This is a genomic window from Adlercreutzia sp. St.1H8 (assembly GCF_059728655.1).
Genome location: NZ_AP039376.1, coordinates 2,087,307 through 2,108,476 on the forward strand (window position 1 = coordinate 2,087,307; position 21,170 = coordinate 2,108,476).

Below are 21,170 nucleotides of genomic sequence, written 5' to 3' on the forward strand. Positions count from 1 at the left end.
GCGGCCAGCGCCCAGGGGCGGCGGCGCGACGTTTGCCGAGGCGCTACTCGGCGGGAGCCTCCTCGGCAGGGGCAGCCTGCTCGGTCGGGTCGAACTCGGTGATGACGGCGTGCTCGAGGACCCAGTTGTTCGCCTTCAGGCGCTCGGCAGACTCGCGCAGGGCGAAGCCACGGCCCGACTGCTCGAACTGCTGGCGCAGCTGCTTGGGGTTGGCCTGGGGGTTCATGGCGCGGCAGGCGGCCTCGATGTCCTCGTCGGTGAGGGTGAGCTTCTCGTGGCGGAACACGGAGTCCAGCGCGAAGCCCTGGACGAGCATCTCGCGGGTCTGGAGCATGAGCATCATGCCGAACTGCTGCTCGCCGCCGTTCTGGGCCACGAAGTCCTCCCAGCTCTGGCCGGACTGCTGCAGCTCCATGCGCATGTTCTCCATGAGGTTCGCGCGCATGGCCTCGTACACCTCGTCGGCGATCTTGCCCTCGAAGCGGCGGGCGAGCTCGGTCACCGCCAGCTGGCGCTTGTAGTTCTCGTACTGCTCGCGGGCGCCGCGCTCGACGTTGCGCTGGATGTCGGCGCGCAGGTCAGCCGCGCTCTTGTACATGGGCATGTTGGCAGCCACCCACTCGTCGTCGATCTCGGGCAGCGTGGGCTTCTGGATCTCCTTCACCGTGACGGTGCAGTCGATGACCTCGGTGATCTCGTTGAAGTCCTCGTCAAGGCCGGGGCCCTCGAAGGTGAAGGTCTTCGTCTCGCCGGGCTGCATGCCGATGATCTCCCGGTCGAAGCCGTCGGGCATGTAGCCCTCGCCGGCGGTGTAGGTGCGGCCGTCGGTGGTGAGGCCGGCCACCTCCTCGCCGTCCTTCAGGCACTTCATGGCGATGAGGCAGCTGTCGCCCTTCTCCACCGGCTTGGCGTCGGCGGTGACGTAGGTGGTGTAACGCTCGGCCATCTCCTTGAGCTGCTGGTCGACGATCTCGGGGTTGAGGGCGAACGCGGGGACGCGGATCTCCACCGGGTCGTAGGACTTCAGCTCGTAGTCGGGCTTGAGGGCCACCACGACGTCGAAGGCGAACTCGCGGTCGCGCTTGAGGGCGGACTTGGGCTCGGGCTGCGGCGGGAAGGACGGGATGAGGTTCTTCTTGTCGAGCGCGAACGGCACGAGGCCCTGGATGGCACCGGCCTCGACGATGGAGTCGAGGTTCTTGATGCCCATCTTCTCCTCCGCCACCTGGGCGATGGTCTTGCCCTGCTCCGGGCGCAGGCCCATGGACTGCGCGAAGCCGAGCTGGCCCGCGTGCAGGGCGTTGTTGACTTCCTCGGGGGTGGCGACGCACTCCAGGCGAACCTGGTTGCCGTCGAGCTTCTTCATGCTCACTTTCATGGATGCGGCTCCTTGCTGTTGACAGGTCGTTCAATGGGGCGGGCGGGCGGCCCGCGTCATGCACGAGGCGTATTCTAGCGCAAGCCGGCCGAACATCCGTCAGCAAGCCGCAACTTTGCCTCCCGGCGAGCGCGGAAAATCACACAGCCCCGCCCTAAGGCCGAGGGGTGTCGCGGGCAAGCGGATTCGGGCGGGCCCCGGCCTGCCGCCGCCGTAAGGCCAGGCGACCCATGGCGTGGTCGGGTTAGGGCCTGGCGGGCCATGACGCACGCTGGCGACGCGCCTAGGATGGGAGGGAAGGACGAGACGCGGGAGGGGGCGCCATGGACGCGCGATGGGGACGACTGGCAGCGGGATGCCTGGTGATGGCGATGATCGGGTTCATCTACGGGTGGTCGGTGTTCTCGGCGCCGCTGGTGGAGGAGTTCGGCTGGGCGCCGTCGGCCCTCTCGCTCACGTTCACGCTGCTCATGTGGGCCTTCTGCGCTGGGGGCATCATCGGCGGGCGCCTGGTGCGCCGCATCCCGGCGCGCGCGGCCGTGTGGCTGGCCGCGGCGCTGAGCTTCGCCGCCTTCGCGACCACCGCGCTGCTCGCCCGCGCCGAGGCGCCCTGGCTACTCTACCTCACCTACGGCGTGCTGGGCGGCTGCGGCGTGGGCATCGCCTACACGGCGGCCATGGGGGCGACCATGGCGTGGTTCCCCGACCGGACCGGCCTGGCCTCGGGGCTCATGCTGCTGTGCTACTGCCTGTCGACCATGGCGCTGAGCTCGGTGGCGGCGTGGCTGTTCGACGCCATCGGCTGGCGCGCGGCCTTCGGCGTGCTGGGCGCCGCCACGGCCGCCGTGACCGCCGCAGCCGCCCTCTTCCTGCGCCCGCCGCGTCCCGGCGAGCTGGCGGCGGCGGACGCGCGGCGCGGCGGGCGCGGGGGAGGGGCGGGCGGCCTGGGCGAGGGCGGCGAAGTCGGGGGCGCGTCGACGGGCAGGGCAGCCAGAGCCGGAGGCGGGGCAGTGGTCGCAGAGGCAGGTCCAGCCGCCATCGCGGTGGCCAGAGTGACCGGAGCCGGAGCCAGCGCCAGCACGGCGGCGACGGCCAGCGGCGGCAAGGCGACCAGGATGGCCGGAGCCGGCGGAACGGCGGGCGCAGAGGCAACCGGAGCCGTCGGCGGGACGGCAGCGGCCTCCCCCGCCGACGCCACCACGGCTGCCATGCTGCGTGCGCCCGCCTTCTGGGCCTATGCGGCCTGGATGCTGGCAGTCAGCTGCATCGGCCTGGCGGTGATCGGGTCGGCCAACCAGCTGGCCCTCGGCGCCGGAGCCGCGCCAGCCGTCGCGGTGGCGGCCGTCGGCATGCTCGCACTCTGCAACGGGCTGGGGCGACTGCTCATGGGCGTTGCCTTCGACGCGCTGGGGACGGCGGCCTGCACCGTCGTTGACGCGCTCATGCTGGGGGCGGCGGTGCTCCTGCTGGCCGGGGCGCAGGGCTCGGGCGAGGCGGCTCTCGCGCTGGCCGGCGTGGTGCTGGTCGGCCTCGGCGCCGGAGGCACCTCGGTCATCGGGTCGGGATTCATGGCCACCGTCTTCGGCGAGACGCACTACGCCGAGAACCTCGCCATCCTCAACCTGACGCTCATTCCCGCCGCCCTGGTCGGGCCGCTCGCGCTGAACGGGCCGCTCGCCGCAACCGGCAGCTACGGCCCGGGGCTTGGCGCGCTCGTGGCTGCCGCGGCGCTGGCAGCGGCCCTGGGGCTGGCCCTGCGCCGGCTGCTGCGCGCGTAGCCAACACGGCCGCCCCGAGAGCGGCGCGCGATGCGCACCGACGGCGTGCGCCCGCAGCCGGCGCGGCCACGCACGCAGGGCAGAGGAGAGAGCGCCAGCGCGCGAGTTTCTGGTCAATTTCGCTACGTTTTACGCAACGCCGACGCCCCCTGGGTGCGGCTCGCGAAAGCCTGCCATCCCTGACCTGGGGTTATGCTAAAGAGCTCTACCGCCGGCCCCGCCACAGGGGCCTCGCCGAGCGTAAAACGCGTACTTTTTGGCCAGAAATCGCGAAACCGGCAGCGAACGCGGGCGAAACGCGCGCCCCGCGTCGGCAAGCGGGGCCTCCGGGGCGCCCCGACCGTCAAACGCGAAAGCGCCCCCGGCTGGGAAGACCGGGGGCGCCTCGAGACAAGCCGGAGCGCGGGCGACGCGACGCGCGGCCCCCGGCGCTAGGCGCGCTCGACGGGGATGTCGCCGAGCGTGCGGTCGATCTCGGTGAGGTCGGCCTTCAGGCGGCGCTCCGCGTAGCCCTCCGGCGCGATGACCACCTCATAGACGTCGGCCGGGACCTGCTCGAAGAGGAAGTCGCCGAACTCATCGGTGACCTGCGACGCCTCGAAGCCCTCCGAGCCCCGCAGCGTCACGGGCGCGCCGATGAGCAGCTCGTCGGCCTCCAGGTCCACCACCGCGCCGGCCACGAAGCGCCGCGGCAGGTTGCGGTAGAACGCGCGCGGCCCGAGCCCCGCGACGGCCGGCAGCGCCTCGGCGCCCTCCAGGAAGTCCGCCAAGTCGGCCTCCTCGCCCCAGAGGATGGCCTCGTGGGCGCAGGCGTCCACGCAGCGCGGCACGTCCCAGCCGTTGTCGAGCAGGTGCGCGCAGCCGGTGCACTTCTGGGCGATGCCCAGGTCGGCGTTCAGGTAGACGGCCCCCTGCGGGCACGCCTCGACGCACGCGCCGCAGCCGGTGCAGGCGTCCGGGTCGATGAGCAGCAGCCCGTCGTCGCGGCGGACGTAGGCGCCGGCCGGGCAGGCGGCAGCACAGGGCGCGTCAGCGCAGTGGGCGCACAGCATCGGCGTGTAGGACACCTTCACCACCGGCACCTGACCGCGCGTCTTCTCGTCGATCCGCATCCAGAACTGGCCCGTCTCGGGCTGGGGCGCCGCATAGGGGCGCCAGTCGTTTCCGCAGTGCTCGTCCTTGCAGACGATCTGGCAGCCGTAGCAGCCGTTGCACTTGGCCACGTCGATGGCAAACACCTTGGCCATGCTAGTCCTCCTTCACGATGCGGGCCGTCGCCACGAGGCCGGCGGCCGGGTCGTAGTCACGCGCGAAGGCCTCGGGGTACTCTGCGGCCAGGGCGGCCACGTCAACCTTCTCGATGCCGACCAAAAAGCCGTTGGTCACCTCGCCCGCGGCGTTCTTGGACGTGGTCGCGCTCGGGCAGATGAGGTTGTTCGCGCCGCCGCGGTCGAGGCCGCCGGCGCCGTAGCGCAGCACGTCGGTGCGGGCGCCGTGATCCTGGTACAGGACGCCGGGCATGATGCGCTCGGTGACGATGACGCCGCCGAGCACCGCGCCGCGCTCGTTGAACAGCTTGGCCACATCGCCGTCGGCCAGGCCGAGCCGCTCGGCATCGCGCGGGTTCACCCAGATGGGCTCGTAGAGGTAGCCGTCGGGGCCGGCCACCTTGCACGTGGGGATCTCGCGCAGCCAGGGGATGTCGTCGTGCTGGGCGTGGACGCGCCAGCGCGGGTGGTTGGACACGAGCAGGAACGGGTAGTCCTTCGCGCGCGCCGAGGTGATGCGCTCCTCGTGGCCGTCGGCCTCCTCGATCCAGTGGGGCACCGGCCCGCGCACCTTGTCATCGGGGAAATGCTCGGCCAGGCCGATGGAGTAGAACTCCAGCTTGCCCGAGGGCGTGCGCAGCGGATGAGCCGTCGGGTCCTTGGCGAACAGCTCCAGGCCCACCGGGTCGTCCTGCCAGTTCTCCTTGGTGGGGAACGCGAAGTACTTCTGCTCCTTGAGCTTCTCGAAGGGGTACTCGTCGAGCGGCACCTCGCTGGTGCGGTAGCCGTGCTCGATGTCCTCATCGATGGTACGACCGCAGGTGAACTTGGCGTAGAGGCCCTCGTATTCTCCGCCGAAGCGCTCGAGCTTGCGGGCTATCTCGCAGACGGCCTCGTAGTCGCCCTTGGCCTCGCCCACCGGCTCGATGGCCTGCTCCTCGTAGACGATCTTGTTCCACTGGCCCGAGAAGATGTCGGCCTGGATGTCCTTGAGCTCGAAGAGGGTGGACACCGGCAGGATGATGTCGGCGAGCAGGGTGTCGTTCTCCATCCAGGGATGCTGCACCAGGTAGAACTCGATGCTCGGATCGCGCACCGCGTCCTGGTAGGCGTTGCCGCCGTTCCAGCACGTCTCCCAGCAGGGGGTGTCCGACCAGATCATGTGGATGGGGTGGGCGTCGGGCTCGGGGTACTGGAACTGGAGGAACTGGTCCTCGCGCTTCATGTAGCACACGACGTGGCCGTACCAGGTCATCGGGTTGTCGTGGGTGTAGCCGCCCAGGATGGCGTCGGGCGTCATCGTCTTGGGAATGAAGTGCTTGGGCGCGCCCATGCGCCACCCGTGGTAGACGCCCATGAGCGTGGGGTAGATCTCGCTCGGCGGCACGGGGTTGACGCCCTGGAGCACCCACTCGATGAACTTGAACTGGTGGACGCCGGGGTTGCCGAGGCCCTGCATGCCGAGCAGGCACACCTCGAGGCGCGCCGGCTCGTGGGAGAAGCACGAGCGGATGTAGCCGCCGCCGTTGCAGTGGGCGATGGACACCTTGTGGCGACCCCAGTAGCGCGCGAGCGCCTTGATGCGGTACGACGGCACGCCGCACTTCTCGGCCGCCCAGGCCGGCGTCTTGGGAACGCCGTCCTCATGGCCGAGCACATAGTACTCGAACCAGTCGAAGCCCTCCACGTGCGTGGCCACGTACTCCTTGTCGTAGAGGCCCTCGGTCATCCACACGTAGGCGATGGCCAGCTGCAGGGCCGCGTCGGTGTTGGGCAGCACGGGGATCCACTTGTCGGCGTGGACGGCGTTGGTGTAGTTGACGTCGGGCGCGATGTGGATGGACTTGATGCCGATCTCGTCGAACCAGTAGCACAGGCGGCTCGGCTGCAGGCCGCCCCAGCCCCAGGGCGTGGTCTCGGGGTCGGCGCCCCAGAACAGCACGGCGTCGCTGTTCTTGCTCACGTCCCAGATGACGTTGTCCTGCGGGTTCTGCTGGCCGTGGGTCTCCATGCCCCAGACGTGCTTGGCGCCCCAGTACCAGCCCTCCCAGCTGTCGGGCTGGCGGGCCTGGATGAGGTAGTCGCCCGGCTCGTCGCCCACGTAGTCGAGCATGAGCGACGAGCAGCCGTGCGCGCCCGAGACCACCTTGGTCTCGCCATGGCCCTCGCCCTGGATGAGGATGGAGCGGCGGCCGTACTCCCGGCCGATGCGCTCGATCTCGGCGGCGATGAGGTCGGTGGCCTCGTCCCAGCTGATGCGCTCGTAGCCGCTCACGCCGCGGTTCTGCGGGTTGCGCTCGCCGGCGGGATCCCAGTCCACGCGCTTGAGCGGGTACGGGACGCGGTTGGGCGAGTAGGCGCGCTTCTTGTAGGCCAGCGAGAGCGGCGGCAGCAGCGTCTTCATGCCGGGGCGGAAGGTGTGGCCCCGCACCTCGTAGCGCCACTCGTTCAGGTCCTCGGGGGTGTAGTCCTCGTCGTAGTGCAGCGGCCGGATGCGCACCACCTTGCCGTCTAGGACGTCGACGCAGGCCGTGTTGGCCGCGCCGCCGAACCCGCACGACCCGAGGTTCTTGAGCACGGTCTTGTCCTTGATCCTCACAGGCACTCCTCTCTCTTCTCTTCTCCTCCCCTCCCGCTGCTGCAGGAGGGCCTCCCTACGGAAAGCGCCCCCGGCCGTTCTCGGCCGGAGGCGCTTCGGAATCAGCCGACCTGCAGGCGGGCGCCTGGGAAGGCGCGCGCCGCAGCCGGCCCAGGGCTAGTCGCGGGGGCTGCCGGGCATAGGCGGAAAGGGAGGCGGGAGGGCGGCCCCGCACTCGGGGCAGGCCTTGACCGCCTCGTCGAGGACGAGCACGTGGCACTGCGGGCATTCGCGGCGTCCCAGCTGGGCGTTCATCTCATCCGCGCGTCCGCAGTCGTTGCAGAGCGTGCAGCAGTAGCACACGTCCTCCTCCTTCCCCGCGCCCCTTGGCGGGGCGCTGCCCGGAGGGGCGGCGGACGAGCCGCCCCTCCTCGGCCTCAATCCCTACGCGCTCGCGCAGGGGCGCCAGAGCACCTGCTTGGGCTTCTCGAGCATCTTGGCGGCCAGCTCCTCGACGGGGCCGAACTCCATGCAGAAGGCCAGGCAGTGGTGCACGCAGGCCGGGTCCTTGCCCTTAGCCACGCGGTCGGCGCACAGGTCGCACAGGTCCGTCGGCACCGGGATCTTGTTCCAGTTGAAGCAGTCGCCGCCCTCGCCGGAGTCGTCCTTCTGCCACGGGCCGTCGTCGAACACGCGGATGCCCCACTTGCCCACGGGCAGGTCGTGCGTCTCCTTGCAGGCGACGACGCAGGACTCGCAGCCGGTGCAGTACTCGTAATCAACCAAAAGTCCGTATTCGACCATGGGTTACCACTCCTTCTTCGCGGAATCGACCTTGAACATCTCCTCGACCAGGCCCATGTCGGTGTCGTAGCTCTCCTGAAGCGGGGTGATGGAGCAGCAGTTGCACTTGTAAGGTCCGCCGTAGCCGAGCTTGGAGTTGTAGTGGTTGGACACCAGGTCGTTGACGTTGGAGCGCCACAGGCCGTAGAGGCCCTTCTCGTCGGCATGGTCGCTCTTCACGTAGCCGTTCTGGATGTGCGTGCCGTTCACCTCGAACTCCAGCGGGCCGTCCTCGAGGATCTCGCCGACGGGGATGACCTCGTCGCGGGCCTCGTCGTCAGCCGGCATCTCGGGGAACCACCAGCCATGGTCGGCCTGGACGGTGCCCTTCTTGACGATGGGCGACACCTTGGCCTTGAACTTGGCGCGGCCGAAGTCGTTGGCGATCTCCACCCACTGGCCGTCGGCGACGCCGATCTCGGCCGCGTCCGCGGGGTTGATCTCGATCAGCGGATCGGGATGCAGCTCGCGCAGCACGGGGATCTGACGGTGCTCGGCGTGGAAGGACGCGTAGTTGCGGGCGCCGGTGGTCAGGATGTAGGGGTACTTCGCGGCCAGCTCGGGATCCACGTGCGGGCTGAAGGCCGGCTCCTGGTAGTAGGGCAGCGGATCCTCGCCGTAGTTGGCGTAGGCCGTCGACCACAGCTCCACGCGGCCCGTCGGGGTGAGGAAGCCGGGATGACGGTCGGGGCGCAGCTTGCCGGACTCGTACTTGCGGTAGTTCACGCCGCGCTGGTAGCCCACCTTCTTGCGCAGGGAGTCGAAGTCCATCTTGATGGGGCCGGAGGTGCGGCGCTGGGTGAGGAAGTCCTCGAGGTCCTTGAACATGCGGCCGCCGTCCTCGTCCTGGAGGCACTCCTGGCCGAGGTACTCGCCGAGCTCGATGATGAGGTCCATGTCAGCCTTGACCTCGCCCACGTCGACGGCCTTGTTGACCGCGCCGTAGAAGACGGGCGATCCGCCGTAGTGGGTCATGACGACGTCGTCCTTCTCGGCGCAGGAGGCCAGGGGCAGGAACAGGTCGCAGGCGGCCTCGATGGCCGGGGTGATGAACACGTCGGTGGCCATGCAGAACTCGAGGTTCTTCAGGCCCTCGTACCAGCCGTGGGGCTGCGCGCAGCAGGTGGGCGCGAGCAGCGTGGTCGACTGGATCCAGCCCATGCGGATGCGGTACGGCTCGCCCTTGGTGAGCGCGTCGAACATCATGTCGGCCTGGGCGTTGCGGATGTTGTCGACGTAGAGCGGGTACTCCTTGTAGCCGATGGTCTTGTCGCGCAGCTCCTCAGGCAGGCTGTCCCAGCCGATGCGGCGCGTCGGGCGCGCGGCGTCCTCGGCGGCGTTGTCATCGGCGCCGGCGTCGGCCTTGTCCAGGTTGAACTCCTGCTTCTCACCGGTAGCAGGCTCGTCGGCCACGCCGGGGGCAGGATCGATCTCGGCCACGATCTGGCCGCCGGGCACGTCGATGTTGCCCGTGATGGCCATGAGGGCCAGTACGCAGTGGGCGGCCTGGTTGCCGTTCTGGTTCTGGTCGAAGGCCAGGCCCCAGGCGATGGAGGCCGGCTTGGCGGTGGCGTAGAGGCGCGCGGCCTTGTAGATGTCCTCGACGGGCACCTCGCAGATCTCGGCGGCCTTCTCGGGGGTCATGCCCATCACCGGGTCGTTGATGCGGGCGGCGAACTCGTCGAAGCCGTAGGTCCACTTCTCCACGAAGTCGTGGTCGTAGAGGTCCTCGTTGATGATGACCCACAGCCACGCCATGGCCATGGCGGTGTCGGTGCCGGGGCGCACGCGCAGGTGCACCACCGAGCGGGTGGACAGCCAGTTGACGCGCGGGTCGACGGAGATGAGCTTCGCGCCGCGCTTCATGAGGTCGATGACCGCGTGGCCGAAGAAGCCGTCGCCGTTGGAGGCCAGGGGCATCTTACCCCACATGACCATGACGCCCGGCACCTGGAAGGCGGGGTTGTCGTAGGTGCCCTCAAGGCCGCCGGCGTAGTCCATCTCGGGATAGTAGGCGCCCAGCACGTGCGAACAGGACATTGAGCGCGGCTGGTAGCACGCGTAGCCCGACTGGGTGTAGCAGGCATTGGGGGTGCCGAGCACGGCCTGGGCCATGTCAGACACGAGGATGCCGCCGGAGCGGCCGGTGCCGGAGAACACGGCGATGGACTCGGCGCCGTAGGTGTCGCGGAAGTAGTCGCGCTTCTCCTTGACGATGGCGAAGGCCTCGTCCCAGGTGATGCGCTCCCACTTGTCGGACAGGCCGCGATCCTTCGGGTCGCGCTTCATCGGGTAGATGACGCGGCTCGGGTTGTAGACGTAGTCCTTGAGCGCCAGGCAGCGGGCGCACAGGCGGCCCTTGGTGATGGGGTTGTTCTCGTCGCCCTCGACGTGGTCGATGACGCCCTCGTCGTTCACGTAGATCTTGAGGCCGCATCCCACCGGATGGCAACCCGGCGGCGACCACATGGAGGTACGCACGACGGTCAGGCCGTCTTCCTCGTACTTCCACGGCTTGCCAAGGTCGTTCTTGAATTCCATACCGCTCCTTCCTTTCTCTCCTCCGGCGCGAGACCTCCGCGCCGCCCTTCGACTATAGGGTCCCAGCCGTTCCCGCCGCATCGGGCGGCAGTGCCCAACGTGGCGGAAACTGCCGGGAAACCGCCTTAGCCATGCGGTATTATTCTTGGTTAAGCAACAACTTGATCAGGCACAACGTTGCTTTCATCACAGGCAATCTGCTTGCGGAGCAAGTAGGCCACCCGCACCGTGACAAAGGCCAGGACAGCGATTCCCACGCCCAGGATGAAGGCCGGGATGAAGCTTCCCGTGGTGTCGAACATGCCCGCCACGGTCACGGGGCCCAAACACCCTATGACGCCGGTGCCGATGCGGGTGTAGGCGTAGATCTTCGGGTAGTCGCGACCGCCGAACAGCTGGCGCACCAGCAGCGGCGTGGACACCGACACGAGCGAGTTCTGCGCGCCGAACAAGAACGCCGACACGTAGAGCACCACCAGGTTGTCGCCGGCGAACACGAAGCCCAGAAGCCCGGCCGCCACGCACACCAGCTGGATGTTCACCGTGAACTGCACGCCTATCTTGTCGTTGAGGAAGCCCACGATGTACTTCTCCACCACGTTGCCGACCATCACGGCCGTCAGCAGCGACGAGCCCACCAGGGGGCTGAAGCCCACGGACTGGGCGAACCCGGGCAGGTGCGAGTTGAAGCCGGCGAAGTAGGCGATGAGGCCGGCGAACAGGAACATGCACCAGAAGGGCACGGTCTTGAGCGCCTGGCGGGCGTCGATGCCGCCGAACTCGTCGGCTGCGGCGGACTCGTCCTCCTCGTCCTCCTGCGTCCAGCCGTAGGGGCGCATGCCGATGTCCTCGGGGTGCAGCTTGAACACGAACAGCGTCCAGGGCAGCACGAGAACGCCCATCACCACCGCGGCGATGAGGTAGGCCTCACGCCAGCCGAACGTCTGGATGAACAGGGTGAACACCGGCGAGAGAATGGCCCCGCCGATGCCGGAGAACGACATGGCAACGCCCAGCGCGATTCCCTTGCGGGTATGGAACCAGTTGCCGATGAGGATGGGGGCCGGCATGACGAAGATGAAGCTGCCGGCCAGGCCGAACACGATGCCCGACACCCACCACTGCCACGGCTCGGTGTAGAAGCCCATGGCGGCCACGGCGGCTATCACCAGCAGAAACGACACCGAGAGCAGCCGGTTGATGTTGAAGCGGGTGATCCAGCGGCCCACGAGCGGCATGGCGAACACCGTGGCGATGAAGTAGAACGTCAGGTAGAGGGATATCTCCGAGCGGGAGAAGCCGAGGCTGTCGCAGACCGGGACGAAGAACACGCCCGCCGCGTCAAGCACGGCCCCCAGCCCGCCCGCCTGCATGAAGCAGCATCCGATGAGGATGAGCCATGCGTAGTGGACACGGGTACCGAAGAAACTTCTCATGATGAGCACCTGTCTATCGCGCGATGCGCTCCCGCGCATCCTACATAGATAATGAAAACGGGGGATAAAAGCCGTGCGGCGCCTTTCGGCGCCGCACGTTCAGCGAAGGCTAGCCGCGAGACTTCTCGGGCTCTCCCTCGGCCGTCCACTTGTCGCGGAACTTCTTGGCGGTCACCACGGCGACGATCATGCACGCCGCGATGATGGCCTCGAACACGATGCCGCAGCCGTAAGCAGCCTGGAAGCCGCCGGTGAGGCTGGCCACCAGAGCCACGAAGGTGGCGCCGAGGCCGCCCAGCAGGGCGATGGGCATGTTCATGTAGGAGTAGATCTCACCGTAGCGGCGGTCGCCATAGCAGGCGCGGGTGACGAGCGGCAGGCCGACGGACATCATGGCGTCGCCGGTGCCGATGCAGAAGCCGGCGATGATCATCGGAACCATGTTGTCGCCCATGAAGGCCACCATGAGCGCAAAGCCGATGGCGGACACGACGGCGAAGCCGACCATGGCGTTCTTGATGCCGATCTTGTCGGCCAGGGTGCCCAGGGTGATCTTGCCGAGGATGTTGCCGACAGCGGCGGCGGAGATCATCGTCGCGCCGAGCATGGCCAGCTCAGGACCGCCCACGGACTGCACGGCGGTGGGCATGAGGGACTTGTAGCCGCCGCCCAGCGAGATCAGACCGGCGCCGATGAGGATGGCCCAGAAGGCGATGGTGCCCAGGGCGAACTTGCCGCTGACGCCGACGGCCTTGGGCTTCTCGCCCTCGGCGGTCTCCTTCTCGATGCCCCACGGCTGCAGGCCCACGTCCTCAGGACGCGTGCGGAAGAAGAAGAACGCGGGGATGAGGATGAGCACAGCGGCGATGACGGCCTCGACGGTGAAGCCGAACTTGTAGCCCTCAGCCTTGACGAGGCCGGCGAACACCGGGGACCACACGAAGGTGCCCACGCCGGTGAAGGCGGACGCGATGCCGAGGAACTTGCCCGCCTGCTTGGGGGCGAACCAGTTGTTGATCAGCACGGAGGGGCCCACCAGGAAGATGGCGGGGCCAGCCAGGCCGAACAGGGCGCCGGAGATGTAGATCTGCCACACCTCGGTCCAGACGTTGAACAGCAGGCAGCCGATGACGATCAGGCAGCCGCTGACGCCGAACAGAATCCGTGCGTCAACCTTGTCGAACAGGCGGCCGCAGAACGGCAGCCAGACAAGCATGACGTACGAATACACGGTCATGAGCAGGGTCACCTGGGTCACGTCGGGCTTGCCATCAGGAGTGACCAGGCCGAAGGCCATGGCCATCGGCGCGAAATAGTTGCCCATCACGTTGAGCACGAGACCCATGCCGCCAGCCATCATCATGCAGACGCCGATGAAGACCAGCCAGGCGCGATGGAACCCCTTCTTTTCTTCAGCCATTTCTTTACCTTTCCTCTTATGTTGCGAAACGAGCATGAGAACGAGTCGTCGGCTCCCCCCCTTCGGTCCCTCGCTCTCCCCCAACCTTTCGCACCCACGCCCTCGCGCGGGTTGCCCGCATTCTGTTCGGATTTGGGGGAAATCGCATGGGGCGAGGGTTCCTATCCTTGGGAAAATTGGGCGGCGCGGGTGATCGGGCGTAGGAAACGAGGGATTAGCCTAGGCTCTGACCTGGGAGGACGCCGATGGTTTTCCGCCGGCGCCCTCCCGTGGCACACGCTGTTTAAGCCTCGACGCCCCGCTTCATGCGCTCCTGCCAGGAGTCCTCCTGGCCATAGGCGTAGGGCTCGCCGGCCACGTAGTCATTGCGGAAACCGCCCTGCTGCGTGACCACCTCGCCCGGAGTGGGCGCCATGTTGTCGGGCGCGCACTTGTAGATCTTGCAGACGATGCTCTTGAACGGGCAGCCGATGCCGCCGGGGCCCGTCTCGTAAGAGGCCGTCAGATTGTTGATGTTCACGTCCCACATGCCGAAGAGGTTGGGGAACGCGGGCTCCTGCTCGGGATACCACCAGCCGTGCTCGGCGTAGACGTAGTTCGGGTTGAGCGTGGGGTCGATATGCGCCTTCTGGCGGCAGCGGCCCTCGGAGTTCTCCAGCCAGATCCAGTCGCCCTCGTGGATGTCGTACTCCTCGGCGGTCTGGGCGCTTACCTTGACGATGGGGTCGGGGTGGAACTCGCGCATGGTGGCCTGCTGGCGGTTCTCGGAGTGGAAGAACTCATAGGAGCGGCTTCCGTTCACGCAGATGAACGGGTACTCGGCGCGGAACTCCGGATCCTCAAGCCACTTGACGGAGTGGATGGACTCGTGGTGCTTGGGCCACGGGTCGATGCCCCAGGCGCCGAAGGTGGCGAAGGGCACGAGCTCGATGCGGCCCGACGGCGTGGCGAAGCCCGGCGTGCCGTCGGCGCGCAGCATTCCCTTCTCGTACTTGTAGTACGTCGCGCAGAAGTCGTCGTACTCGTAGCAGCACTTGTCCTCCACGAGCGACTGGAAGCTGCACGTGCCGTCGGCGTGGTGCTTCTTCCAGAAGTCGGTGTGGGCGTCGGGCACCTCCACCATGCCCGCCTTGGAGCGGCCGGCCGACTTGTAGGACTTGCCCGTTTCCGGGTCCACGATGTTGAAGCCGGTGTCCAGGTAGTCCTGGAGCAGAGCGTCGAGCGTGGGCCAGCGCTTCTGGAAGAGCTCCGGGTTCATCTTGTTGCCCAGCGCCACGATGAGCTCCTCGTCGGACTTGGCCTCGTACCACTCGGAGACGCTCTTCATGGCGCGCAGCGGGGTCCACCACACGCGCATGGAGTCGCGCTCGGCGGTGGTCTTGAGCGGCAGGAAGATGTCCGCGAAGGCCACGGCCGTCGGCGTCAGGTACGGGTCGGCCACCACGCAGAACTCCACGTTCTCAAGCATCTGGTAGATGCGGGGCGCGGCGTTGCCCGTGCAGGTGATGGCGTTGGCCCCCTGGGACCAGAACATCTTCATGGGGTAGGGCTCGCCCGTCTCGAAGGCGTGGTTGACCGCATCGCAGTCGGCCATGCCGATGAAGTGCACGTAACCGGGGTGCGTCACGTCCACCGTGAGCTTCTTGGCGAAGGTCTCCGGCGGGCAGTAGAGCTGCGCGGTGGCGTAGCCCGGGTTGATCTCGAAGCCGTTGCGCACGAGCAGGTTGGTGCCCGGCTTGTCGATGTTGCCCGTGATGGACATGAGGTTGGAGACGGTCTGGCACAGCTGGATGGAGTCGTTCTGCGTGTCGAAGGCCAGGCCCCACTGGATGGCCGCGCGCTCGGCCGTGGCGTAGAAGCGCGCCGACTCGCGGATGAGCTCGGGGTCGAGCTCGCAGATCTTGCCGGCCCACTCGGGCGTGAAGGGCTCCACGTAGGCCTTGAGCTCGTCATAGTAGGCGCACCACAGATCGACGAACTCGCGGTCCTCCAGCTCCTCGTACATGATGACGTGGAGCCAGGCAAGCGCGATGGCCATGTCCGTGGCCGGGCGCAGCGGCAGCCAGTAGGCCGCGTGCGCGCCCCACCAGGTGAGCTGCGGGTCGATGGAGATGAACTGGGTTCCCTGCTGCATGCAGGCCACCAGCCAGTGGCCCAGGTAGCCGTCGGCGTTGGACTTGAGCGGCTCGCAGCCCCAGATGACCACCACGTCGGGGCGCACCCACTCGGGGTTGGCGTAGCGGTCGGCATGGCCCTCGGAGGCGTCCACGATGGGGAAGTCGCCGATGGAGGCCGCCGTGCCGCAGGTGCGCGGCAGGTAGCAGGAGTAGCCCGACGACCCGATGGCGCCGATGTTGGGCGTGCCGAGGCACGCGCCGCCGAGGAACGGCACCCAGGACGAGATGTTGCGCCCGGTGCCGTGGTTCACGAAGATGGACTCGCGGCCGAACCCGGCCTCGTCGATGTTGACGCGGATCCACTCCGCGATGGTGTCGAGCGCCTCCTCCCAGCTGATGCGCTCCCACTTGTTCTCGCCGCGCGCGCCGGCGCGCTTGAGGGGCCACTTGGGCCGGTCGGCGTAGTTCACGCCCTCCTCCAGGTTGAGGCAGCGCATGCACAGGCGGCCGTTGGCGCAGGGATCGAGCGGGTCGCCCTCGATCTTCTCCAGCTTGCCGTTCTTGGTGTACATGAGCACGCCGCAGGAGGTGTGGCAGCCCGGGGCAGAATAGGTGTAGGTGCGGGTGACGGTGTAGCCGTCCTCCTCCCAGCGCCACTCCCCCGCATGGTAGGCCTCGCGGTCGATGCCGTCGAGGAACTCTTGGTAGTTGAACAGCATGGTGACATCCCCTTCTCTCGTCGTGGCTCTCGTCAGGTGCGGGCCGGAGCGCGCCGAAGGGGGCGGCCGGCCCGGAAAGCAGGAAGGCGCGACGGGTTATGCCGCCGCGCCTTCCGCCTCAGGTCAGGAGTGCTTTAACGGGTGAAGAGGGCGCAGCGGGAAGAACCGTCCATCTTCTTGGCCAGGTCCTCCACCTCGCCGTAGTACATGCACCACGCCTGGCAGTGCTGGACGCACATGGGGAGCTTCCCCTTGGCCGTGCGGTCCTCGCACATGTCGCACGCCTTGGTCATCACGGGCAGGTAGGTCCACTCCCAGTGGTCAGCGCCGGTCTTGCCGGCGTACTCGAAAGGACCGGTCTCGGAGAGCTTGATGCCGAACTCGCCCGCGGGCAGCTCGAGGTGCTTCTTGCAGGCCACCTCGCAGGAGTGGCAGCCGGTGCAGAACTCGTAGTTGATCAGGATGCCCTTCATCTAGAATCGTCCTCCCTCGCGCGTCGTGTTGTCATGGGTCCAGGCGAACGGCTCGGTGGCCACGTAGTCGTCGCGGAAGCCGCCGAGCTTCGTCACGACCTCGCCCGGGCTGGGCTCGTTCACGTCATCGGTGCACTTGTAGATCTTGGCCGCGACGCTCTTGAGCGGGTTGCCGATGCCGCCCTGGCCGGTCTCGTAGGAGGCGGTCAGGTTGTTGATGTTGCAGTCGAAGGTGCCGTAGAGGTGCGGGAACGCCGGCTCCTCCTCGGGGAACCACCAGCCGTGCTCGGCGTGGATGTAGTTGGGGTTGAGCGTGGGGTCGATGTGCACCTTCTGGCGGCAGCGGCCCTCGGTGTTCTCGATCCAGATCCACTCGCCTTCCTTGAGGTCGTACTCCTCGGCGGTCTGGGTGGACACCTTCACGAGCGGCATGGGGTGGAACTCGCGCATGGTGGCCTGCTGGCGGTTCTCGGAGTGGAAGAACTCGTAGGAGCGGGAGCCGTTGATGCAGATGAACGGGTACTCGGCGCGGTACTCCGGATCCTCCATCCAGCGCTTCATCGTGAGCGACTCCACGTGCTCGGCCAGAGGCGGGATGCCCCAGGCGCCGAAGGTGGCGAAGGGCACGAGCTCGATGCGGCCCGAAGGCGTGGCGAAGCCGGGCTGGCCGTCGGGGCGCAGCATGCCCTTCTCGTACTTGCGGTACGTCGCGCAGAAGTCATCGTACTCGTAGCCGCACTTGTCCTCGACGAGCGACTTGAACGAGCAGGTGCCGTCGGCGTGATGCTTCTTCCAGAAGTCGGTGTGCACGTCGGGCACCTCGATCATGCCCGCCTTAGAGCGGCCGGCCGACTTGTAGGACTTGCCAGTCTCCGGGTCGTAGAGGTTGAATCCGACGTCCAGGTAGTCCTGGAGCAGCGCGTCGAGCGTGGGCCAGCGCTTCTGGAACAGCTCCGGGTTCATCTTGTTGCCAAGCGCCACGATGAGCTCCTCGTCGGACTTGGCCTCGTACCACTCGCTGACGGCCTTCATGGCGCGCAGCGGGGTCCACCACACGCGCATGGAGTCGCGCTCGGCAGTGGTCTTGAGCGGCAGGAAGATGTCGGCGTAGGCCATGGCGGTGGGCGTCATGTAGGGGTCGGCGACCACGCAGAACTCCACCTTCTCGAGCATCTTGTGGACGCGCGGGGCCGCAGTGGCCGAGCAGCTGATGCCGTTGGCGCCCTGAGACCAGAACATCTTGATGGGGTAGGGCTCGCCCGTCTCGAAGGCGCGGTTCACGGCATCGCAGTCGGCCATGCCGATGAACTGGGTGCAGCCGGGATGCACGAGGTCGACGGTGAGCTTCTTGGCGAAGGTGTCCGGGTCGCAGTAGAGCTGCGCGGTGGCGTAGCCCGGGTTGATCTCGAAGCCGTTGCGCACGAGGATGTTGGTGCCCGGCTTGTCGATGTTGCCGCAGACGCTCATGAGGTTGGAGACCGTCTGGCACAGCTGGATGGAGTCCACCTGGGTGTCGAAGGCCAGGCCCCACTGGATGGCGCCGCGCTCGGCGGTGGCGTAGAAGCGCGCCGCGTCGCGGATGAGGTCGGCCGGCACCTCGCAGATCTTGGCGGCCCACTCGGGGGTGAACTGGGCCACGTGCTCCTTCAGCTCGTCGTAGTAGGCGCACCAGTACTCGATGAACTCCTTGTCCTGGAGCTCCTCGGTGGTGATGACGTTGAGCCAGGCCAGGGCGAGCGCCAGGTCGGTGGAGGGGCGGATGGGCAGCCAGTAGTCGGCATGGGCGCCCCACCAGGTGAGCTGCGGGTCAACGGAGATGAAGCGCGTGCCCTGCTGCATGCAGGCCACCAGCCAGTGGCCCAGGTAGCCGTCGGCGTTGGAGCGCAGCGGCTCGCAGCCCCAGATGACCACCACGTCGGGGCGCACCCACTCGGGGTTGTTATAGCGGTCGGCGTGGCCCTCGGAGGCGTCCACGATGGGGAAGTCGCCGATGCCCGCGGCCGTGCCGCAGGTGCGCGGCAGGTAGCAGGAGTAGCCGGAGAAGCCGATGGCGCCGATGTTGGGCGTGCCGAGGCACGCGCCGCCGAGGAAGGGCACCCACGACGAGATGTTGCGGCCGGTGCCGTGGTTCACGAAGATGGACTCGCGGCCGAGGCCCTTGGCGTCCAGGTTGTCGTGGATCCAGGTGGCGATGGTGTCGAGCGCCTCCTCCCAGCTGATGCGCTCCCACTTGTTCTCGCCGCGCGCGCCAACGCGCTTGAGGGGCCACTTCGGGCGGTCGGCGTAGTTCACGCCCTCCACCAGGTTCAGGCAGCGCATGCACAGGCGGCCGTTGGCGCAGGGATCGAGCGGGTCGCCCTCGATCTTCTCCAGCTTGCCGTTCTTGGTGTACATGAGCACGCCGCAGGAATCATGGCAGCCGGGCGCCGAGTAGGTGTAGGTGCGCGTTACGGTGTAGCCGTCCTCCTCCCACTGCCACTCGCCCTCGTGATAGGCCTCGCGATCGATGCCATCGAGGAACTCCTGGTAATCGAATAGCATGTCCCAACTCCTCTCTCATGGGTTCTCTCCGGCGACCGGGCCGCACGCGGGCAGGACCGCTCGCCTCCCCCACCATAGAGAAGCCCCCGCCGCCTTTCATGAGGTGGCAGGGGCTAAATGGGCAACGTAAGGTTTGGGGGATTATGCCCGCGGGCCGCGAGGACGCCGGCAGGCCCGACAGGGACGCCCCCGGCCCGACCCGCGCCGAGGGCCGGGGGCGCGCACGGCGCGTCACGCGTCGGCGCCCTCGTCGATCTCCGCGCACTCCACGAGGTCCATGAGCTCCTGGCGCGAGTGCACGCCCGTCTTCTGATAGATGTTGTAGATGTGCGCCTTGGCCGTGTGCGACGAGATGACGAGCTTCTCGGTGATGTACTCGGCGTTGCGCCCCTTGGCCAGCATGGTGAGCACCTCGCGCTGGCGGCTGGAGAGCCCGTAGCGGTCGGCCACGGCCTCGCACTTGAGGTGAAAGACGCTCGGGCGGTGCGCGTCGCCCTCAGGCGCCGGCTGCGCAGCCCCGTCGGGGGCCGGGGAGTCTATCTTGCGAATGGGCGTGCCGGGAGACACCGACAGTGACGCCCCCCCCCCCGTCGGATTCGACGCGCTTGAAGCGGTTCTCGTCCGGATAGTTGTCCTCGGTCATGACGAACGACGCCGAGAAGATGACGAGCAGCATGAACATGATGACCGATCCGGGCGTCACGAGCGGCCCGAAGAACGCGGCCGAGGCCGGCATGAACCCCGCGAAGGCGAGCACCATGCCCACCCCGATGCCGATGAAGCACATGAGGCGCCCGAAGGAGAAGGCCCGCACGGCCGACAGGTCGCAGATCACGATGTGCTTGCACACCGCCGAGAGCGAGCAGGTGATGGGGAAGAACGACCCGCACAGAAGCAGCAGCGCGAAGATGACCACCAGCTCGTCGGGCACGAACACGAGGGGGAACACCACGATGGCCGAGCCGGGCAAGAACCACCGCATGGTGACCGACTCGGTGACGCGATGGGTCTTGAGCGCGTCGTAGAGCAGCAGCAGGCAGGTGGCCGCCACCATCAGCTCTATGATGAAGTAGGGCCAGTCATGCACCGTCTGGGTGGACAGGATGCAGCCCACCGCGTAGCCCGCCGCCATGCCCGCCGTGGCCGTGGCCAGGTACGACCGCCACACGATGCGGTGGCGCTGGTCGGACTGGGCGCGGCTGGCGCGGGAGCGCTCGCGCAGGTCGAACAGGCGCATGGCGATGAGGTAGCACGCAAGCGACACGAGCGGGAACAGCGCCGCGAAGGCGAACAGCAGCGCCTGGCTGATGAAGAGCAGCCAGATGCAGGCGAGCGCGGCGGCGGCGAAGATGCCGTTGACGTAGACGCGCAGCGACCCATGGAAGAACAGGCAGACGTACTCGCCGTAGAGCGGGTTCAAGAGCCCGAAGCCGGCGCCGGCCAGAAGCGAGGGAACCCAGAGGATCCCCGACTGGCCCTGGAGCACCCACAGCCCCGCCGTGCCGAGCGCCGAGCAGGCGGCCGCGAGGACGAAGTGCGTCATGCGGTGCGCCACGAGCCCATCGGAGCAGTACCACGTTCCCAGAAGCGCCGCGCACGCGCCGCCTACGAAGGCGAGGTGAGCCCCGCTCGAGATAAGCCCCGCGGGGTCAGTCAGCGGAAAGAACACGGAGGTGCCCAGCATGAGGAAGACCCAGCCATAGCAGGCGACCACGCCGATGAGGCCTATGAGTATGCGGGGGTTCACCATGATCCATCCGCCGGTATGAGCCGCGCCCTCTTCCTGCGCGTCCTCCCTGTCAGCCTCTTGCTTCAACGGCCTCGCACCCCCTCTACCATCTGGCTTCGGCCATACTACCAAGCCTTCCTGAAGCAAAAGGCGAAGGAAGGGCCCGAATGGGCAGTATAAGGCCTGTGGTATTAGGCGCTGACGGAAAGATGGGATGCGGACCCCCATGGGAAATCGGCAGGCGGGAGGACGGAGCGCGAGGGCGGGGGGCTCGTCTGCGGCTAAGCATCGCAAAATAGGACACGGCACCCCATCGTCGCGCAGACGCGCGAGACCAAATAGCATGGCA

General features: G+C 67.5%; 14 protein-coding genes. 1 reads left to right on the forward strand and 13 read right to left on the reverse strand.

Translation table 11 applies throughout. From position 1 onward, the window contains the following. Positions 1-43: 43 nt before the first annotated feature. Entirely contained in the window at positions 44-1,378 is a 1,335-nt protein-coding gene (gene tig / locus AC6I0Y_RS08245; protein WP_497730859.1) for a trigger factor, read from the reverse strand. A 323-nt stretch (positions 1,379-1,701) separates the two neighbouring features. Between tig and AC6I0Y_RS08250 the strand changes: the two genes are divergently transcribed. Beyond that, complete coding sequence (locus AC6I0Y_RS08250) at positions 1,702-3,156, forward strand: MFS transporter (RefSeq protein ID WP_497730860.1); 1,455 nt, start codon at positions 1,702-1,704, stop codon at positions 3,154-3,156. 431 nt (positions 3,157-3,587) lie between these two features. On the opposite strand, the gene AC6I0Y_RS08255 is transcribed toward AC6I0Y_RS08250, so the two are convergent. From AC6I0Y_RS08255 to AC6I0Y_RS08310, 12 genes are all read right to left on the reverse strand, one after another. After that, on the reverse strand, positions 3,588-4,403 hold the full coding sequence (locus AC6I0Y_RS08255) for a 4Fe-4S dicluster domain-containing protein (protein WP_497730862.1): 816 nt from the start codon (positions 4,401-4,403) through the stop codon (positions 3,588-3,590). Between the two features lies 1 nt (position 4,404). Then, positions 4,405-7,023: a molybdopterin-dependent oxidoreductase gene (locus AC6I0Y_RS08260; protein WP_497730864.1), complete on the reverse strand. Its 2,619-nt coding sequence runs from the start codon at positions 7,021-7,023 to the stop codon at positions 4,405-4,407. A 156-nt stretch (positions 7,024-7,179) separates the two neighbouring features. After that, a complete protein-coding gene (locus tag AC6I0Y_RS08265; RefSeq protein ID WP_497730865.1) occupies positions 7,180-7,365 on the reverse strand; it encodes a hypothetical protein in 186 nt (61 codons plus the stop codon). A gap of 81 nt (positions 7,366-7,446) precedes the next feature. Then, positions 7,447-7,806 (reverse strand): oxidoreductase, encoded by a 360-nt coding sequence (locus AC6I0Y_RS08270; RefSeq protein ID WP_497730867.1) that lies wholly within the window; start codon positions 7,804-7,806, stop codon positions 7,447-7,449. 3 nt (positions 7,807-7,809) lie between these two features. Further along, the gene (locus tag AC6I0Y_RS08275; RefSeq protein ID WP_160708256.1) at positions 7,810-10,386 is read right to left on the reverse strand and encodes a molybdopterin-dependent oxidoreductase; all 2,577 of its coding nucleotides are present in this window, start codon (positions 10,384-10,386) and stop codon (positions 7,810-7,812) included. Positions 10,387-10,535: 149 nt separating this feature from the next. Beyond that, positions 10,536-11,822: an MFS transporter gene (locus tag AC6I0Y_RS08280; protein ID WP_497730869.1), complete on the reverse strand. Its 1,287-nt coding sequence runs from the start codon at positions 11,820-11,822 to the stop codon at positions 10,536-10,538. A gap of 109 nt (positions 11,823-11,931) precedes the next feature. Next, on the reverse strand, positions 11,932-13,242 hold the full coding sequence (locus tag AC6I0Y_RS08285; protein ID WP_497730871.1) for an MFS transporter: 1,311 nt from the start codon (positions 13,240-13,242) through the stop codon (positions 11,932-11,934). 283 nt (positions 13,243-13,525) lie between these two features. Then, a complete protein-coding gene (locus AC6I0Y_RS08290) occupies positions 13,526-16,078 on the reverse strand; it encodes a molybdopterin-dependent oxidoreductase (protein WP_497730873.1) in 2,553 nt (850 codons plus the stop codon). Between the two features lie 134 nt (positions 16,079-16,212). Further along, complete coding sequence (locus AC6I0Y_RS08295) at positions 16,213-16,551, reverse strand: 4Fe-4S dicluster domain-containing protein (protein ID WP_160708248.1); 339 nt, start codon at positions 16,549-16,551, stop codon at positions 16,213-16,215. Continuing rightward, positions 16,552-19,092, reverse strand: coding sequence for a molybdopterin-dependent oxidoreductase (locus tag AC6I0Y_RS08300; protein ID WP_497730875.1), 2,541 nt, complete (start codon positions 19,090-19,092; stop codon positions 16,552-16,554). It abuts the gene before it with no gap. A gap of 231 nt (positions 19,093-19,323) precedes the next feature. Then, positions 19,324-19,542, reverse strand: coding sequence for a response regulator transcription factor (locus AC6I0Y_RS08305; RefSeq protein ID WP_497730876.1), 219 nt, complete (start codon positions 19,540-19,542; stop codon positions 19,324-19,326). A gap of 46 nt (positions 19,543-19,588) precedes the next feature. Continuing rightward, positions 19,589-20,908, reverse strand: a complete 1,320-nt coding sequence (locus AC6I0Y_RS08310) for a hypothetical protein (RefSeq protein ID WP_497730878.1) — start codon at positions 20,906-20,908, stop codon at positions 19,589-19,591. Positions 20,909-21,170: the final 262 nt, after the last annotated feature.

Coding starts and splice junctions, on each gene's coding strand:
- tig (WP_497730859.1), bottom strand. CDS start 1,378: ATGAAAGTGAGCATGAAGAAGCTCGACGGCAACCAGGTTCGCCTGGAG.
- AC6I0Y_RS08250 (WP_497730860.1), top strand. CDS start 1,702: ATGGACGCGCGATGGGGACGACTGGCAGCGGGATGCCTGGTGATGGCG.
- AC6I0Y_RS08255 (WP_497730862.1), bottom strand. CDS start 4,403: ATGGCCAAGGTGTTTGCCATCGACGTGGCCAAGTGCAACGGCTGCTAC.
- AC6I0Y_RS08270 (WP_497730867.1), bottom strand. CDS start 7,806: ATGGTCGAATACGGACTTTTGGTTGATTACGAGTACTGCACCGGCTGC.
- AC6I0Y_RS08275 (WP_160708256.1), bottom strand. CDS start 10,386: ATGGAATTCAAGAACGACCTTGGCAAGCCGTGGAAGTACGAGGAAGAC.
- AC6I0Y_RS08280 (WP_497730869.1), bottom strand. CDS start 11,822: ATGAGAAGTTTCTTCGGTACCCGTGTCCACTACGCATGGCTCATCCTC.
- AC6I0Y_RS08285 (WP_497730871.1), bottom strand. CDS start 13,242: ATGGCTGAAGAAAAGAAGGGGTTCCATCGCGCCTGGCTGGTCTTCATC.
- AC6I0Y_RS08290 (WP_497730873.1), bottom strand. CDS start 16,078: ATGCTGTTCAACTACCAAGAGTTCCTCGACGGCATCGACCGCGAGGCC.
- AC6I0Y_RS08295 (WP_160708248.1), bottom strand. CDS start 16,551: ATGAAGGGCATCCTGATCAACTACGAGTTCTGCACCGGCTGCCACTCC.
- AC6I0Y_RS08300 (WP_497730875.1), bottom strand. CDS start 19,092: ATGCTATTCGATTACCAGGAGTTCCTCGATGGCATCGATCGCGAGGCC.